This is a genomic window from Nitratireductor sp. L15S-10, from assembly GCF_045011005.1.
Taxonomy (GTDB): Bacteria; Pseudomonadota; Alphaproteobacteria; order Rhizobiales; family Rhizobiaceae; genus Nitratireductor.
In genome coordinates this window covers 2,483,612-2,500,125 of sequence record NZ_CP120674.1, presented here as the reverse complement: position 1 = coordinate 2,500,125, position 16,514 = coordinate 2,483,612, and the positions used below count along the sequence as shown (strand labels likewise).

At 60.6% G+C, this 16,514-nt stretch carries 16 protein-coding genes; 10 read left to right on the top strand and 6 right to left on the bottom strand.

Annotated elements, in window-relative coordinates; translation table 11 throughout:
* Nucleotides 1-38: 38 nt before the first annotated feature.
* Nucleotides 39-2,384: a Tex family protein gene (locus P2W41_RS11985; protein ID WP_404933251.1), complete on the top strand. Its 2,346-nt coding sequence runs from the start codon at nt 39-41 to the stop codon at nt 2,382-2,384.
* Nucleotides 2,385-2,417: 33 nt separating this feature from the next.
* Here the strand turns inward: P2W41_RS11985 and P2W41_RS11980 are convergent, their stop codons facing one another.
* From P2W41_RS11980 to hemB, 6 genes are all read right to left on the bottom strand, one after another.
* A complete protein-coding gene (locus P2W41_RS11980; protein WP_404933250.1) occupies nt 2,418-3,326 on the bottom strand; it encodes a DMT family transporter in 909 nt (302 codons plus the stop codon).
* Nucleotides 3,327-3,382: 56 nt separating this feature from the next.
* Nucleotides 3,383-4,129: an arginyltransferase gene (locus tag P2W41_RS11975; RefSeq protein ID WP_292894810.1), complete on the bottom strand. Its 747-nt coding sequence runs from the start codon at nt 4,127-4,129 to the stop codon at nt 3,383-3,385.
* Nucleotides 4,130-4,153: 24 nt separating this feature from the next.
* Nucleotides 4,154-5,953, bottom strand: coding sequence for an SLC13 family permease (locus P2W41_RS11970; protein WP_292894813.1), 1,800 nt, complete (start codon nt 5,951-5,953; stop codon nt 4,154-4,156).
* Nucleotides 5,954-6,143: 190 nt separating this feature from the next.
* Nucleotides 6,144-6,722, bottom strand: coding sequence for an RDD family protein (locus P2W41_RS11965; protein WP_292894816.1), 579 nt, complete (start codon nt 6,720-6,722; stop codon nt 6,144-6,146).
* A 114-nt stretch (nt 6,723-6,836) separates the two neighbouring features.
* Entirely contained in the window at nt 6,837-7,304 is a 468-nt protein-coding gene (locus P2W41_RS11960; RefSeq protein WP_292894819.1) for an RDD family protein, read from the bottom strand.
* Nucleotides 7,305-7,377: 73 nt separating this feature from the next.
* Nucleotides 7,378-8,409, bottom strand: coding sequence for a porphobilinogen synthase (hemB, locus tag P2W41_RS11955; RefSeq protein WP_292894821.1), 1,032 nt, complete (start codon nt 8,407-8,409; stop codon nt 7,378-7,380).
* Between the two features lie 162 nt (nt 8,410-8,571).
* On the opposite strand from hemB, the gene P2W41_RS11950 reads away from it, so the two are divergent.
* The 9 genes from P2W41_RS11950 (at nt 8,572) to ribH (ending at nt 16,505) form a co-directional block, all read left to right on the top strand.
* On the top strand, nt 8,572-9,615 hold the full coding sequence (locus tag P2W41_RS11950) for an enoyl-CoA hydratase/isomerase family protein (protein WP_404933249.1): 1,044 nt from the start codon (nt 8,572-8,574) through the stop codon (nt 9,613-9,615).
* Nucleotides 9,612-10,037, top strand: coding sequence for a DUF6163 family protein (locus P2W41_RS11945; RefSeq protein ID WP_404933248.1), 426 nt, complete (start codon nt 9,612-9,614; stop codon nt 10,035-10,037). The genes P2W41_RS11950 and P2W41_RS11945 overlap by 4 nt, the downstream gene beginning before the upstream one ends.
* Before the next feature lie 215 nt (nt 10,038-10,252).
* Complete coding sequence (gene ldtR, locus P2W41_RS11940) at nt 10,253-10,768, top strand: transcriptional regulator LdtR (RefSeq protein ID WP_292894830.1); 516 nt, start codon at nt 10,253-10,255, stop codon at nt 10,766-10,768.
* A 282-nt stretch (nt 10,769-11,050) separates the two neighbouring features.
* On the top strand, nt 11,051-12,304 hold the full coding sequence (locus P2W41_RS11935) for a murein L,D-transpeptidase (RefSeq protein ID WP_404933247.1): 1,254 nt from the start codon (nt 11,051-11,053) through the stop codon (nt 12,302-12,304).
* Nucleotides 12,305-12,462: 158 nt separating this feature from the next.
* Nucleotides 12,463-13,779, top strand: coding sequence for a serine hydroxymethyltransferase (glyA, locus tag P2W41_RS11930; RefSeq protein ID WP_292894835.1), 1,317 nt, complete (start codon nt 12,463-12,465; stop codon nt 13,777-13,779).
* Between the two features lie 35 nt (nt 13,780-13,814).
* A complete protein-coding gene (gene nrdR, locus P2W41_RS11925; protein WP_292894838.1) occupies nt 13,815-14,273 on the top strand; it encodes a transcriptional regulator NrdR in 459 nt (152 codons plus the stop codon).
* A gap of 2 nt (nt 14,274-14,275) precedes the next feature.
* A complete protein-coding gene (gene ribD / locus P2W41_RS11920; RefSeq protein WP_404933246.1) occupies nt 14,276-15,379 on the top strand; it encodes a bifunctional diaminohydroxyphosphoribosylaminopyrimidine deaminase/5-amino-6-(5-phosphoribosylamino)uracil reductase RibD in 1,104 nt (367 codons plus the stop codon).
* The gene (locus P2W41_RS11915; RefSeq protein WP_404933245.1) at nt 15,379-15,993 is read left to right on the top strand and encodes a riboflavin synthase; all 615 of its coding nucleotides are present in this window, start codon (nt 15,379-15,381) and stop codon (nt 15,991-15,993) included. Before ribD ends, P2W41_RS11915 begins: the two co-directional genes overlap by 1 nt.
* 44 nt (nt 15,994-16,037) lie before the next feature.
* Entirely contained in the window at nt 16,038-16,505 is a 468-nt protein-coding gene (gene ribH / locus P2W41_RS11910) for a 6,7-dimethyl-8-ribityllumazine synthase (protein WP_292894845.1), read from the top strand.
* The last annotated feature ends 9 nt before the right edge of the window (nt 16,506-16,514 follow it).

Here is a 16,514-nt window from a genome sequence, read left to right as displayed (position 1 = left end):
GCACTATCTTCGCCTCACCAATCGATTCAGGGAATTCCATGTCCGCAGACCCCAAACGCATTGCCGCCCTCATCGCCGCCGAAATCAGCGCCCGCCCGGAGCAGGCGGAAGCCGCCATCGGGCTTCTGGATGAAGGGGCAACCGTTCCGTTCATCGCGCGCTACCGCAAGGAGGTGACGGGCGGACTCGACGACACGCAATTGCGTACGCTCTCCGAGCGGCTTTCCTATCTGCGCGAGCTCGACCAGCGGCGTGATACGATCCTCGGTTCGATCCGCGAGCAGGGCAAGTTGACGCCGGAGCTGGAGACGAAGATCGCTACCGCAGCGACAAAAGCCGAGCTTGAAGACATCTACCTGCCCTACAAACCCAAGCGGCGCACCAAGGCGCAGATTGCGCGCGAGCGCGGGCTGGGACCGCTCGCCGAAGCCATCTTGGCGGATCGCTCGAAAGTGCCGGCAGACCTTGCGAAGGATTATCTGGGCGAAGAGGTGCCGGATGAAAAGGCCGCGCTTGAGGGCGCGCGCGACATACTGGCCGAGCAATTTGCTGAAAATGCCGACCTGGTCGGGCAGTTGCGCAATCACATGAAGGAACGTGCGGTGCTGCGCGCCCGCGTGGTCGAGGGCAAGGAAGAGGCGGGCGCGAAATTTTCCGACTATTTCGACCATTCAGAGCGCTGGGCCGGTGTGCCGAGCCACCGTGCGCTCGCCATGCTGCGCGGCCGCAATGAGGACGTGCTGGCGCTCGATCTGGAAGTGGATAACGACGACACCAGTCCGCTGAAACCGGCCGTGCGCATGATCGCGGCAGCCTATGAGATTGGCGGCACTCTGCCTGGCGACCAGTGGCTGATGGAGGTCGCCGGCTGGACATGGCGTGTCAAACTTTTCCTGCATCTGAGCCTCGATCTGATGCGTGATCTGCGCGAGCGGGCCGAGGAAGAGGCGATTAACGTTTTTGCCCGCAATCTGAAGGATCTGCTTCTGGCCGCTCCTGCGGGAACGCGCGCAACGATGGGGCTTGATCCGGGCATCCGCACCGGCGTCAAGGTTGCGGTGGTAGATGGAACCGGAAAACTGCTGGATACCGAAACGGTCTATCCCTTCCCGCCTCGCAATGATCTGCGCGGCAGCCAGGCGGCACTTTCCGCGCTTATTCGAAAACATGGTGTGGAACTCATCGCCATCGGCAATGGCACGGCGAGCCGCGAGACTGAAAAGATGGTAGCCGACATGCTCTCCGACATGCCCGCGCCCAAACCGCTCAAGGTGGTGGTGTCGGAGGCCGGCGCGTCGGTTTATTCGGCATCGCCCACGGCGGCAGCCGAATTCCCCGATCTCGATGTGTCGCTGCGTGGGGCGGTTTCCATCGCGCGACGGCTGCAGGACCCGTTGGCCGAACTGGTGAAAATCGAACCCAAATCCATCGGTGTCGGCCAGTATCAGCACGACGTCGACCAGTATCGTCTCGCCAGGGCGTTGGATGCGGTGGTTGAAGACGCGGTGAACGCGGTGGGTGTCGATCTCAACACGGCATCGAAATCGCTTCTCGCCCGCGTCTCGGGCCTTGGAGAATCGATCGCAGAGGCGATTGTCGCCCATCGCAACGCTCATGGCGCTTTCTCAAGCCGCACGCAGCTGCTGGAGGTGGCGCGGCTTGGTCAGCGCACCTTCGAGCAGTGCGCCGGCTTCCTGCGCATCCAGAACGGCACGGAGCCGCTGGATGCCTCCTCTGTCCACCCGGAAGCCTATGGCGTGGCGCGCAAGATCGTGGCTTCCTGCGGGCGCGACGTGCGTTCGCTGATGGGCGATGCCGGGGCGCTGAAGGCCCTCGATCCGCGCGTATTCGTGGATGAGCGTTTCGGCCTGCCGACGGTACGCGACATCATCGCCGAACTAGAGAAACCGGGTCGCGACCCGCGCCCGGCTTTCCGCACGGCGACGTTTGCTGAAGGTATCGACGACATCAAGGATCTGAAACCCGGCATGAGTCTTGAAGGCACGGTGACCAATGTCGCCGCCTTCGGCGCCTTCGTCGATATCGGCGTCCATCAGGACGGTCTCGTCCATGTTTCGCAGCTTGCCGACCGTTTCGTGAAGGACGCCCATGAGGTGGTGAAGGCGGGCGATGTGGTGAAGGTGCGGGTGCTTGAGGTGGATATCAAGCGCAAGCGCATCAGCCTTTCCATGCGCAGGGATGCCGGCGGAACCACCGGGGCAGGGGCCGGCGGTGGAACCGGCGCTGGTCGTCCGCGCGATCAGGGCAAATCTGCCCGTGGCGGGATGCCACGCAATGGCGGCGGAAAGCCGGGCGGGCGCGGCAGCAGTGAGCCGCAGGGCGCGCTTGCGGCTGCGTTGGCTCAGGCCATGAAGAAAAAATAGCGGGTGTCTGTCACTGCGCTCTCGCGGCTCACCCTACAGTGGGTGGCGCATCACGCCTTGCGCCAGTCGCCGCTTGCGGCCTGAATGCAGCTGCCACAGCGAGTGGGCGATCAGTGTCACGATCAGGATAGTACCGCCGATGAGGGTGGCGCTGCTTGGCACCTCTGAGAAGACGAGCCAGACCCAGACTGGCGCCAGCACTGTCTCCAGAAGGTAGAACATCGCCACTTCGGGTCCGGAAATGTACTTTGGGCCATTGGACAGGCAAAAGAAGGAAATCGGCATGATCACCGCTCCATTGAGGATGATCCACCAGGGAGCCTCGATGCGGTAGCCGGTTTGGACGGTCATGACCACCGCGACGATGAAGGGTAGTGCCACGGCCACGAGCGCGGCAAACCCCATGTCGCGCCCGCTGCCGCGCGTGATGGTGATGGCCGTTGCAAGAAGGAATGCGGCACCGAGCGCCATCACATCGCCAAACAGATTGCCGGCCCCGATGCCACCGCCCACGATGATCAGGACACCGATCAGCATGGCCCCCATGGCCATCAGCGTGACCGGTTTCGGCCTCTCCTTCAGAAACAGCCATGAAAGAAGCGCGGCAAACATCGAGTTGAAGGCGAGGATGAACACAAGGTTGGCGGTCGACGTGTTGTAGACGGCGGTGATGAAGCAGAGCGCGGAGAGTGCGTAGAGACAGGCGACCACCAGCCCGACCCGGCCGGGAACGAGAGGCGGGACATTTCTGGAGAATGCGCGCCAGATCAACCACACGATAAGGGCCACCGTCACGGTCAGGCCGCTACGGACCATCAGGATCGGCCAGGGATCGCCGTCGGCGAGCCGTATCAGCGGAATATCGATGGTGAGCGCCATGCCGCCAAAAGCTGTCAGTGCGAGCCCCTTGGCATGCGAGGAGGAAGCGGGAGGAGTGGACATGTAAGACCCTTCCGGGGGAGGCATGGCAGATGCAGAAAGGTTTTTAACATCGACGGTCAGTCGACGCGTTCCCATCCCTGCGGGCCCAGATGTTCCTGAGGCTTGAAACGCACCTTATAAGCCATTTTGCGCGAGCCATTGACCCAGTATCCGAGATAGACATGCGGCAGCCCGGCGGCGACCGCACGATTGATGTGGTCGAGGATCATGAAGGTGCCGAGCGAGCGATCGGTGAGCTCGGGATTGAAGAAGGAGTACACCATCGACAGTCCGTCGCCCATCGTGTCGGTCAGCGCCACGGCCATCAGTTCGCCCTCGCCCCTGCCGGTGATAAAACTGTCGGGACCGCGGCGGCGATACTCGATCACCTGGGTACTCACATGCGTGTCTTCGACCATCATTGCGTAGTCGAGCACGGTCATGTCTGACATGCCGCCCTTTTTGTGCCGGGCGTCGAGATAGGAACGGAACAGGGTGTATTGTTCGGTTGACGGTTCGGCATCACGGGCGGTGCCGATGAGATCGGCATTCTGCTTGAGAATGCGCTTCATGTTTTTCGTTGGCTGGAATTCCTGCGCGAGGATGCGGACGGAAACGCAGGCGCGACAGGTCTCACAGGCCGGGCGATAGGCGATGTTCTGTGAGCGGCGGAAGCCGCCCTGGGTCAGCAAATCGTTCAGTTCGGGTGCCTTGTCCCCCACCAGATGGGTGAACACCTTCCGTTCGAACTGCCCTTCCAGATAAGGGCAGGGTGAAGGCGCGGTCAGGAAGAACTGCGGCGATTGGGCGGGTTGCTGAGTCATGTCGGTAGGGCGTCACTCCTGGTCCTAAAGCCCATAATACCATGGCCCGACAAACGAAAACGTCAACCAAATTATCGCCACCAGCGGCATGCCGGCCTTGATGAAATCGCGGAAAGAATAGTGGCCGGGGCCCATGACCATCAGGTTTGTCTGGTAGCCGATCGGCGTTGCGAAAGAGCAGTTTGCGGCAAAAATGGTTGCCGCGATGAAGGCTTCCGGAGGTGCGCCGATGGCGGCAGAAATTCCGAGCGCTATGGGTGTGAAAAGCACGGCTGTTGCATTGTTGGAAAGAAAATTGGTCAGAATGGCGACCACTGCAAAATAGCCTGAAAGAATGATTGCGGGCGCTTGCCCTTCAAGCGCGGCAACGGCCGCATCGGCAATGAGTTGCGCGCCACCTGTCCGCTCCAGCGCCGTCGCTGCAGCAATAGCCGAGCCCACGAGCAGGAAGATTTGCCGATCAAAGGCACGGCCAGCCTGGGCGAGTGTCAGGCAGCCCGTGGCGATCATGGCAAAGGCGCCGGCAATGGCGGTGGCGACAATCGGCGCAATGTCAAGCGCTGCCGTGACGACGATGCCAGCGAAAATCACGAAAGCGATCCAGGCTTTGCGGCGCTGGGGGACGGGCTCGGCAGACCATTCCAGGACAAGAAGATCATGGCTTTCGCGCAGATCCTCGAACGCGCGATCGGTGCCGCCGACAAGGATCGTGTCACCGGGTTCGAGCCGGATGTCGGAGACCGGAGTGCGGCCCATCCGGCTTTTGCGCTGTACACCCAGCATGTGGACACTGTGCTCGGTCTCGATCCCGGCATTGCGGATCGTGCGTCCGGCGTGGCGAGAGCCAGGCGGAATGACGGCTTCGGCGATGTGGTAGTCGGGGCCTACCGTCGCTGAGTCCGATTCGGCAATGTGCCCGGCCGCGCCATGCGAAAGCGCCTGCGTGAAGGCGCGTCGGGTGGCTGTCACCATAAGGCGGTCCCCCTCCGACAGCACCACATTCTCGAAAGGAGGATGAAAGCTCATTCCGCGCCGAACGATGAGGCGGGGAGTAAGATCGCCGAGCCCCTGGAACAGGCCGGCTTTGGATTCCTTGCCGATGAACGGATGACCCGGCACCACGCGAATTTCGCCGATGAACTGGGTTCCGGACTGCATCTGCCGAAAGGTCTTTTCGCTGCTCGAATCCCGCAGGATTCGTGGCATGACGAAAAAGACGTAGAGCGCCCCCGTGGCCGCCAGAAGCAGGCCGGGCATTGTGATGTCGAAGAAGCCGATCGAAATGCCGGCCTTGCCCGCGACGCCGGCCACGAGCAGGTTGGTGGATGATCCGATCAGCGTGGTCATGCCCCCTAGAATGGTCATGAACGACAAGGGCATCAGCGCCTTTGAAACCGGGAAATTGCGTTGTGCGGCAAAAACGATGAGCACCGGAATGAAGATGACGACCACAGGGGTGTTGTTCAAGATCGCGCTCAGCATCGCCGCCGTGAGGAGCGTTATGATGATGGTTCGCGTGCTCGAGCTACCCGCTGACTTCGCCAATATGCGGGCTGGTTTGTCGAGTGCATCAGTGGCAAACAGCCCCTGTCCGACGATTAGCAGCGCCAGAACCGTCGCGAGCGCAGGGTTGGCGAAACCGGACAGAAGTTCATCGGGCGGCAACGCGCCGGACGCCCCTTCATAGGGGATGAACGCAAAGAGTGCCAGAAAGGCGACCAGACTGCCGAGCGCGACGCTCTCCAGTGTGAAGCGTTCGCTGACATAGGCGGCGACGGTTGCGAGAATGATCGCATAGGTCGCCCAGAGATGAAAATCGGCCATTCAGGTCCCGCTGCTTGACGCTGTCAGCGCAGGCGATGATTTGCGCCTGCGATCCGTTGAGGAGAATAAGCACGGGCAGGCGCGCCGCAAGCATGGATTTGTCCCATGCTGTGAAAAGCCGGACAAATGAGGGGAGTAGACCGCATCGGTTGAGAAAGATTTTTGCTTGCCGTCGGCTGATGGTCAAGTTTCAGGGCTTTGCGCCGGGTATCAGGTTTTCGGGCGAGCCGAGGATAACAATGTCGAGCAACCGGTCATGAAGGGTTTGCCTGTTGGCCAGAACGAAAGGCGCAAACAGGATGAGCGGTGTGAAAACCGTCGCGGTCGCCAGAAACAATAGAAAATGGGCGATCCCATACCGGGCCGTAATCTTCGTATTGTCGAGGCGCTCAAGACGCAGCCCAAGAACGCGCATCCCGAGAGTCGCCTGGCGACGTCCTCCCAAGGTGATGCCGATATAGAGCAGGACTATGGCCAGCGTCGCCACAGAGGCAATCGCTGCGGCCATCGTATAGAAGGCGTTGACGGATTGTTCGGAAAATCCATGCGTCGTAAGGCCCTGCGTTCCGCCGACCCCGGTCAGATACTCCATCAACAACGTCGCACCGACAGCGAGAGCGAAAGCCAAAGCGACATAAAGAGCATAATCGATGAACAGCGCGAGAACGCGGCGGAGGTGCAGCCAGCTTCCCTGGCGAATGTGAATTTCCGTTCTGCGGCTCTCAGAAGTGGTCTCCCACCGGCGGGCGTCGTCAAAAGTATCAGTCATCGAAATACTCACTGTATCGAATATGCCCCCGTAGAGGAATCAATATACAGCGGCGCCCACAGCGTATAAATCTAAAGTATATGGTTGCGTTAATAATACAACTTTTAGGGGTATTTAGCTCGAGCGAACGACAACGGTTCCCAACAGAAGGTCGTGCACGGTGCGTTTGTGATCCAGAAAAAGGCTCGCAAGGAGAATGAGAGGGGTCAGGATCGCATTGCCCGCCCAGAAAAGGACCGTATGAACCACAGCCAGAAGTGAATCGACTCGCCCGCCGTCAAGGCGCGCAAGCCGAATGTCCATGAACTGCATGCCAAGCGTCGCCTGTCGGCGGCCTCCCAAAGTCAACGCTACATAGAGAAGGGCGGTCAGGGGCGCGAGAATGCCGAACAGAAGCCAGCCGAGACCCAGGGTCAGGATGCCGAGAAGAGCGACGATGATCGCGACCGGAATCATCATCAGCCCTATCAGCAGGTAATCTATGAAAAACGCTGCGATACGGCGCGTACGAACGCCGCGATAAAGATATCCATCATCCTGTGCCGTATTCAGGATTTCGCCATCAAGGGGCCGGGCTGTCATGAACAATGCCTTTCGGTTGGTTCACCGCACAGATGGGTAACCCTGTCGGCGCTTCAAGCTCTCGGGCGTGAAATCAGAGCAATTCCGCCATTTCGGGTGCAAAATAGGTGAGAATCCCGTCGCAACCGGCGCGTTTAAAGGCAAGAAGGCTCTCGATCATGGCCTTCTCACCGTCGATCCACCCGTTGGCCGCCGCAGCCTTGATCATCGCAAACTCGCCGGACACCTGGTAGGCGAAGGTCGGAACGGCAAATGTGTCTTTCAGCCGGCGGGCGATGTCGAGATAGGGAAGCCCGGGCTTCACCATCAACATGTCCGCTCCTTCCAGAAGATCCTGCTCGGCTTCCCGGATGGCCTCGTCGCTGTTGGCGGGATCGATATAGTAGGTCTTCTTGTCGCCCTTCAGAAGACTGCCCGTACCAATCGCTTCGCGGTAAGGGCCATAGAAGGCAGAGGCAAATTTTGTTGCATAGGACATGATGGCGACATCCTGGAAGCCATTCTGATCGAGTGCGTCACGGATCGCACCGATGCGGCCGTCCATCATGTCGGAGGGCGCGATGATGTCGGCGCCTGCCGCAGCCTGTCCGACGGCCGCCATCGCAATGAGGGCGACTGTTTCGTCATTGACGATCTCGCCATCGCGCAGGATCCCGTCATGGCCGTGGCTGGTAAACGGATCGAGTGCCACATCGGTTATCACGCCGATCTCCGGCACCGCCTCCTTGATCGCGCGGGTGGCCCGGTTGATCAGATTGTCCGGGTCGAGGCTATGGGAGCCTGTTTCATCCCTGCGCCCGGGGTCGATATTGGGGAAGGTGGCAATGGCGGGTATGCCCAGTTTCGCTGCCCGCTCCGCCTGTCTTACCGCATGATCGACCGTGTGCCGCATGACACCGGGCATTGCCTCGAGTGGCTCCTGCCGGTTGTCACCCTCCATCAGGAACAGCGGCCAGATAAGATCGTCGACCGTCAGATGGGTCTCGCGCACAAGACGGCGCGACCAGTCGGCCTTGCGGGTGCGTCGCAGTCGTCGACCGCCCGTGATCTCGTCGACGGTACGGCGGGTGCCCAGACTGTTGATGGTGCAGGAAAACTTGTTCACGGCTTCGACTCCAGTGTGGCGTCTCTCTATCATGCAGGTGAAACCGGTCCAAGTCCGCGTCCGGTGTCCTGTGGTCGCATCCGCTTATAGCATTGACGGCCCGGGTAGCGGCGAATAATCACCTTAAAGGGTTTGCTGCTTTTGCAACGATTGGGGGTTCCGGTGAAGGTCGATTTCGGTGGCGCTGGAGATATCCTGTTCGAACAGGTCGGGCGTGCCGGGCTCGTAACGCTTTCCCGGCCGACCTCCTTGAATGCCATCAATCACGGCATGGTCAGCGCGCTTGCTCGGGCACTTTCGGCCTGGGAGGCCGACAGAGCAGTCGAGCGCGTCATCATTCGCGGGGAGGGACGGGCCTTCTCTGCAGGCGGCGACATCCTGGATGTCTACCGCGCCGGGCTCGAAGGCAAGGCCAGTCCAGACTTCTTCGCGGACGAGTACCGGCTCAACGCCGCGATTGCCCGTTTTCCAAAACCCTATATCGCGTTGATTGACGGTATCGTCATGGGCGGAGGTGTCGGCGTCTCCTTCCATGGTTCCCATCGCGTGATGACTGAAAATGCGATTTTTGCGATGCCCGAAGTGGGGATCGGTTTCTTCCCCGACGTCGGTGGCAGTCACCTTTTGTCGCGTTTGCCTGGCGAGCTGGGCATGTATCTGGCCCTGACCGGCAGTCGCATTCGCCGTGGCGACGCCTGTGCCGCGGGGCTGGCCACACATTCGGTGGATGCAGAAAATTTGCCGGCTCTCACCGAGGCATTGTGCGAAACCGACGATGTGGATGGAACGCTCTCCGTGTTCAGCGGCGAGGCCGAGTCGGAGTTGAACGAGGCAATCATACACGCGATTGCGCGCCACTTCTCCTTCGGAAGCCTTGCTGAAATCCTGGAATCGCTGTCCGGTGATCAGGATGAATGGGCACGCGAAACCTTGGCAACAATCAAAAAGCGCTCGCCCACCAGCCTTTGCGTCGCATTCCGCCAGGTGCGGGCTGGTGCAATGCTGGAAATGGACGAGTGCATGAAGATGGAGTTCCGCATCCTCAACCGGATGCTCACCGGGCACGACTTCTACGAGGGCATTCGTGCCGTGCTGGTAGAAAAGGGCAGCACGCCGCGCTGGCAACCGGAAACGCTGAGCGAGGTCAGTGAAGAACGCATCAACGCGTATTTCGCGCCATTGCCCGACGGGGAGCTGAGTTTGTGAACGGCGAGACCCTTTCCGGCCTAACGTCCACCAGACCGTCGCAGCTCGACAGTTTTTATTCCGGCTTCCATCGAGCGATCGCGCTCGCCTGCCTGATCATGGGGCTGTTTTATTGGGTCCGGCTTCTGGGCTTCTATCCAGGGCTGATGTGGCGGTTTGATCTGATGCCGGTCCACTGGCAGGTCGCCAGTGTCATTCTGGCCGTTATCTATCCCTTTGCTTCGGTCGGTCTGTGGCTGATCGCTCCGTGGGGCGCAGTCATCTGGTTTCTGTGCGCTGCCGCTGAGGTGATGATGTACGGCCCGTTATCGGATCTCTTCGGGGACAATTATCCGCTGATCGGCTTCCACCTTCTGGTGGCCGCCAGCTACGGTGCGTTGCGTTTTGTCCGCTATCGCAGCAGACGCAAAGCCATGCAGTAGCCCGGCTGCTTCCCATCCCGGGTCAACGCCTCTCTCAATCTTTCATCGAATGTCCACAGCCCGGTTTACCGGCTGTTAGCTGTGTTTGCAGGGGCGGCTTTTGTAAGGCGTTGTTAAGGCTAGTGTTTAAGTCGAATTTTAGAAGCATTCGATAGGGTCAGGCCAAGGTGAGACAAAAAACAAAAATCACCGGCGTCAAACGAGAGGCTTTAGTTATGAATACTTCGCGACCCGCGGCGAAACCTGCCGCTACGAATGACGAACGCAAAGATGCACTGCGTTCTCTTTATCTTGAATCTCTCCAGCTCGTGGAGCGACTGCACCGCCGTCTGCTCGACGTGATCAAGGACGAGTTCGAGCGCAACGGACGCAGCGATATCAATGCCATCCAGGCATTGCTGCTCTTCAATATCGGTGACACGGAACTGACGGCTGGCGAGCTGCGCTCGCGCGGCTACTACCTCGGCTCCAACGTCTCCTACAACCTCAAGAAGCTGGTTGATCTCGGCTTCGTGAACCACCAGCGCTCGCGCGTCGACCGTCGTTCGGTGCGCATCAGCCTGACGCCCAAGGGTGTGCAGGTCGCCAAGGTGGTCGAGGGGCTTTACAACCGTCATATCGGCTCCATTGAGCAGGTGGGCGGGATCAGCCCTGACGAGTTCAGCCAGATGAACCGCGCCCTTCAGCGGCTGGATCGCTTCTGGAACGACTCGATCGCATACCGCATGTAGTCTCATCTTGATCACCTGGCTGCGCGCCGGTGTGCAGCCAGTGAAGGCCGGCGTGGCGGGACGCCGGCTTTCACGCGTTTGTTATCGTGCTTAAAGTGACGCGTGGTCACGTTAAGGTCATAATCCGGTGGAATGCAGCCTTGTGAAGACCGCACGGCGCGTCAGCGCCAGTTTCTAAGTAGGGTTCGCGGATTCTTAACGCAGTCGAGGCATGTATAGCTGCAGGACTGCATGCAGCACCCGGAAAAGGGGCTGACAAGCCAAGAGAGCACGGATACGCGTATGAAGACGAACCGCCGCCTATTTTTAACCGGTGCCGGCGCAGCCGCAACGGCAGCGATGACCGGAGCCGCCAGTGCCCAGGACCTGATCGAAGCGATCATTCGTTCGCCCCGGCGCGGCGCCTGGAACGATCAGTTTGACGCGCGGGCAAGCAGCGGCGGCAAGGTGGCGTCCAACCTTCCGATCTTCAGCCAGGAAACGGTGTCCTATGTCGAGCGCGCGATCATGGAGTATTCCAGTATCGTTTCGCAGGGCGGCTGGCCTCGCGTGCCGGATGACAAGAAACTGGAGCTGGGCGTGGTCGATCCCAATGTGGAGATCCTGCGCCGCCGGCTGATGATCTCGGGCGATCTTTCGGAGCGCGCGGGCATGTCGCAGTCGTTCGATTCCTACGTGGATGCGGCGGTGAAGCGTTTTCAGGCACGGCACGGCCTGCCTGCCGACGGTGTGACGGGGCGGCACACGTTTGCAGCCCTTAATGTCCCCGCAGCCATTCGGCTCGGCCAACTGGAGACCAACCTGGTTCGGCTTCGCTCCATGTCCGGTTTCCTTGGTGACCGCTATGTGGTGGTGAACATCCCTGCTGCTGAAATCGAGGCGGTGGACAATGGCCGCGTAATGCTGCGTCATACGGCGATTGTCGGCAAGATCGACCGCCAGACGCCGATCCTGAATTCCAAGATCAATGAAATCATCATCAATCCTTACTGGAATGCGCCCGTTTCGATCGTCCGCAAGGACATCATCCCGCTGATGCGCAAGAACCCGAACTATCTGACGGACAACAATATCCGCCTGATCGCGCCCGATGGCAGCGAGGTGGATCCGTTGACGGTGGACTGGTCGACGGACGACGCTGCAAAATACCGCTTCCGCCAGGATCCGGGCCGGATCAACGCGATGGCGTCGATCAAGATCAATTTTCCAAACCCGCACGCCGTCTACATGCACGACACGCCGCAGCAGGGGCTGTTTCGCGATCTCGACCGGTTTTATTCATCGGGCTGCGTGCGCGTTCAGAACGTGCGCGACCTCGTCACCTGGCTTCTGCGTGAGACCGATGGCTGGGACCGCCGGCGCATTGAGCAGACGATCCAGAACGACGAGGATGTCCGGGTTTCGCTCAACAATCCTGTTCCTGTGTATTTCACTTATATCTCCGCCTGGTCGACGGGCGACGGTGCCGTGCACCTGCGCGACGACATTTATGGACGGGACGGGGCGAGCGAATTGCAGATTTCGACTGCGCTCTGACCGACGCAGCCATGATGAATTGCCGCAGCCGCCCGGAAACGGGCGGCTGTTGCGTTTGCGGAGCATAAATTTTCGCCGGCAGGCGTGGTGAGGTCGGGGGAAAAGTGCTAGATGCGCCACTTCCGCATTTGATCCATCATCGAAGGGGACACACCGCCATGGCAATTGCGACCGCCGCCGCTTCCAGCGAGACCGACGCATTCTTCACCCGACCGCTCGAAGACAGCGACCAGGACATTTTCTCCGCAATCCGTCAGGAACTTGGCCGCCAGCGTCACGAGATCGAGCTGATCGCCTCGGAAAACATCGTCTCGCGCGCCGTGATGGAAGCGCAGGGCACGGTCCTGACCAACAAATACGCGGAAGGTTATCCGGGCAAGCGGTATTATGGCGGTTGTCAGTATGTCGATATCGTCGAGGAACTGGCCATCGAGCGCGCCAAAAAGCTGTTCGGCTGCGGGTTCGCCAATGTGCAGCCCAATTCCGGTTCGCAGATGAACCAGGCCGTGTTCCTGGCGCTCCTGCAGCCGGGCGACAGTTTCATGGGCCTCGACCTGAATTCTGGCGGACACCTGACCCATGGCTCGCCGGTCAACATGTCCGGCAAGTGGTTCAACCCCATCTCCTACGGTGTGCGCAAGGACGATCACCTGCTCGACATGGACGAGGTGGAGCGGCTGGCCAAGGAACACAGGCCGAAGCTGATTCTGGCCGGCGGCACCGCCTATTCGCGGGTGTGGGACTGGAAGCGTTTCCGCGAGATTGCCGACGAGATCGGCGCTTACCTGATGGTCGACATGGCCCATATCGCCGGCCTCGTTGCCGGTGGCCAGCACCCGTCGCCAGTGCCGCATGCCCATGTGGTCACCACCACGACGCACAAATCACTGCGTGGCCCACGCGGCGGCATGATCCTCACCAATGACGAAGCATTGGCGAAAAAATTCAATTCGGCCGTGTTCCCGGGCCTGCAGGGCGGCCCGCTGATGCATGTGATTGCCGCCAAGGCGGTTGCGCTGGGCGAGGCGCTCAAGCCGGATTTCAAGACTTATGCGCGCGATGTGGTGGCGAATGCCCGTGCTCTGGCCGAGAGCCTTAAGGAAACCGGTCTCGATATCGTGTCGGGCGGCACCGACAACCACCTGATGCTCGTGGACCTGCGCCCCAAGAACGCAACGGGCAAGCGCGCCGAGGCCGCTCTTGGCCGCGCCAACATCACCTGCAACAAGAACGGCATCCCCTTCGATCCCGAAAAGCCCTTCGTGACATCGGGCATCCGTCTAGGCACGCCGGCTGGCACCACGCGCGGGTTCGGCACGGCGGAGTTCCGCGAGATCGGCCAGCTGATCGCCGAGGTGCTCGACGGTCTTAAGGCAGCGAACTCTGACGAGGGCAACGCCAAGGTCGAACAGGCTGTGAAGGACAAGGTGATCGCACTCACCGAGCGCTTCCCGCTTTACCCCTATCTGGGGTAAGCAGTCACGAATGGATTCGTGAACAAGGGCCCGATATGCGCTGTCCGTACTGTCAGTCGGAAGACACACAGGTAAAGGATTCCCGCCCCGCCGAAGACGGGGCGGCGATCCGGCGACGGCGCGCCTGTCCCGATTGCGGCGGGCGTTTCACCACATTCGAGCGCATTCAGCTGCGCGATCTGGTGGTGGTCAAGCGGTCGGGCCGCAAGGTGCCGTTCGACCGCGACAAGCTGATGCGTTCCTTCGATATCGCACTTAGAAAGCGCAATGTGGAGCCAGAGCGCGTGGAACGCGCGGTCACCGGCATCGTGCGCCAGCTCGAAAGCTCGGGCGAGACGGAAGTCCCTTCCGACGACATCGGCCTGCTTGTCATCGATGCGTTGAAGGCGCTGGATGACGTGGCCTATGTGCGCTTTGCCTCGGTCTATCGCAATTTTCGCGAAGCCAAGGATTTTCAGGACGTTCTGGGTGAACTGAAAGGCAAAGAGGACTGAGGATGGAAAGCGCGCCGGCCAGCGAGCTCGACCGGCGGTTCATGGCCGCTGCGATCCGGCTGTCGCGCCGCAATCTCGGCCTGACCGGCACCAATCCCTCTGTTGGAACGCTGATCGTGCGCGATGGACGCATCGTGGGCAGTGGCATCACCGCCATTGGCGGGCGCCCGCATGCCGAGCCGCAGGCACTGGCAGAAGCGGGCGAGGCGGCGCGTGGGGCAACAGCCTATGTGACGCTCGAACCCTGCGCGCATCACGGTCGCACCCCCCCCTGCGCCAATGCGCTTGTCTCCGCCGGCATCGCCCGTGTGGTGGGAGCGGCGAGCGATCCCGACCTGCGCGTCAGCGGCAGGGGCTACGCCATCCTGCGCGAAGCGGGCATTGAGGTGGTGGAAGGGGTGCTGGCAGAAGACGCCACGGACATGTTGCGCGGCTATCTCACTCGCTCCATGAAGAAACGTCCGGAAGTGACTCTCAAGCTTGCCATATCTGCCGATGGGATGATCGGCCGGAAAGGGGAGGGACAGGTTGCAATCACCGGCCCCGTATCACGCAGGCAGGCGCACATGATGCGGGCGGAGAGCGACGCTATCCTCGTCGGCATCGGTACGGTGTTGGCGGACGATCCGTCGCTGACCTGCCGGCTGCCGGGGCTTGAACACCGCTCACCGCTCCGCGTCGTGCTCGACCGGCGGATGAAGCTCCCGGTGCAGTCCGTTCTGGCACAGTCTGCACGCGATGTGCCAGTTCTGATCACGGCGGCGGAAAACTGTCAGCCGGAAAGCAGAAAGGCCCTGGCCGAGGCCGGCGTCGACTTTCTCGGCGTCGAACTCCATGACGGCGAGATCGCATTGCCGGAATTTCTGGAGGATCTGGCAGCGCGGGGTATTCTGACCCTCATGGTGGAGGGTGGGGCCTTCACTGCCCGGATGTTCATCGAGGAAGGGGTGGTCGACCGACTCGCACTCTTTGTTGGGCCATCGGAAATCGGCCCTGGCGGGATTGCCGCACCGATCGATTGCGACCATATCCCGGAAGGTTTTCACCTGCTGCGCGAAGCGCGGTTTGGCGATGATATGTATCTGGAATATGTGAGAGGCGACTGATGTTCACCGGCATTGTCACGGACATAGGTGTGGTGCAGTCCGTCACCCCGCGCGACGAAGGGGTGCTGCTGCGCATCGAGACCCACTACGATCCGGAGACCATTGACATTGGCGCTTCCATAGCCTGCGCAGGTGTGTGCCTCACCGTGGTGAAACTGCCAGAAGCGGGCGCGAACACGCGCTGGTTCGAGGTGGAGGCGTGGGAAGAGGCGCTGCGGCTGACCACGGCTTCGCGTTGGCAGCCAGGATATAGAATCAATCTGGAACGTGCGCTCAAGGTTGGCGACGAGCTAGGTGGACATATCGTCTCGGGCCATGTGGACGGAATGGCTGAAATTGTCGAGCGCAGGGATGAGGGCGAGGCCGTTCGCTTCGTGCTTGAAGCGCCGAAGGAACTCGCCAAATTCATCGCGCCCAAGGGCTCTGTGGCGCTGGATGGCGCGTCTTTGACCGTCAACCGCGTGGAGGGCGCGCGTTTCGACGTCCTGCTCATTCATCATTCGCTTTCCGTCACCACCTGGGGAGAGCGAAAGGTGGGCGACCGGGTCAATATCGAGGTCGATACGATGGCCCGTTACGCCGCACGTCTTGCGGACGCGGCCAAAGAGGCTTAAGGCAGCGCTCTCATTCTAGAGTTTTAGCCGTGTGGAGAATGTCCATGGCCGATGCGCGCCCCCTGAGGCTGCTGATCGTCGAAGCCCGTTTCTATGACCATTTGGCCGATGGCCTTCTTGAAGGTGCAAAGGCAGCATTGGATGCCGCCGGTGCATCCTATGACGTGGTGACCGTTCCCGGTGCGCTTGAAGTGCCTGCCGCGATCGCCTTTGCAGCGTCCGGAAACGGCGGCGGGCTTTATCATGGCTATGTGGCTCTTGGCTGTGTCATTCGTGGCGAGACCTATCATTTCGATGTTGTCGCGAATGAATCGAGCCGCGCCCTCATGGATCTGGCCGTGCAGAAGAATCTCGCCATTGGCAATGGTATTCTGACTGTCGAGAACGAGGCGCAGGCGCTCGCCCGTATCGAGAAAAGTGAAGGAACCAGCGGCGAGAGCATGGGCAAGGGATATTTTGCCGCCGAGGCAGCACTGACGATGATTGCGCTCAAACAGCGCATGGGAGCTTGATGTGACCGA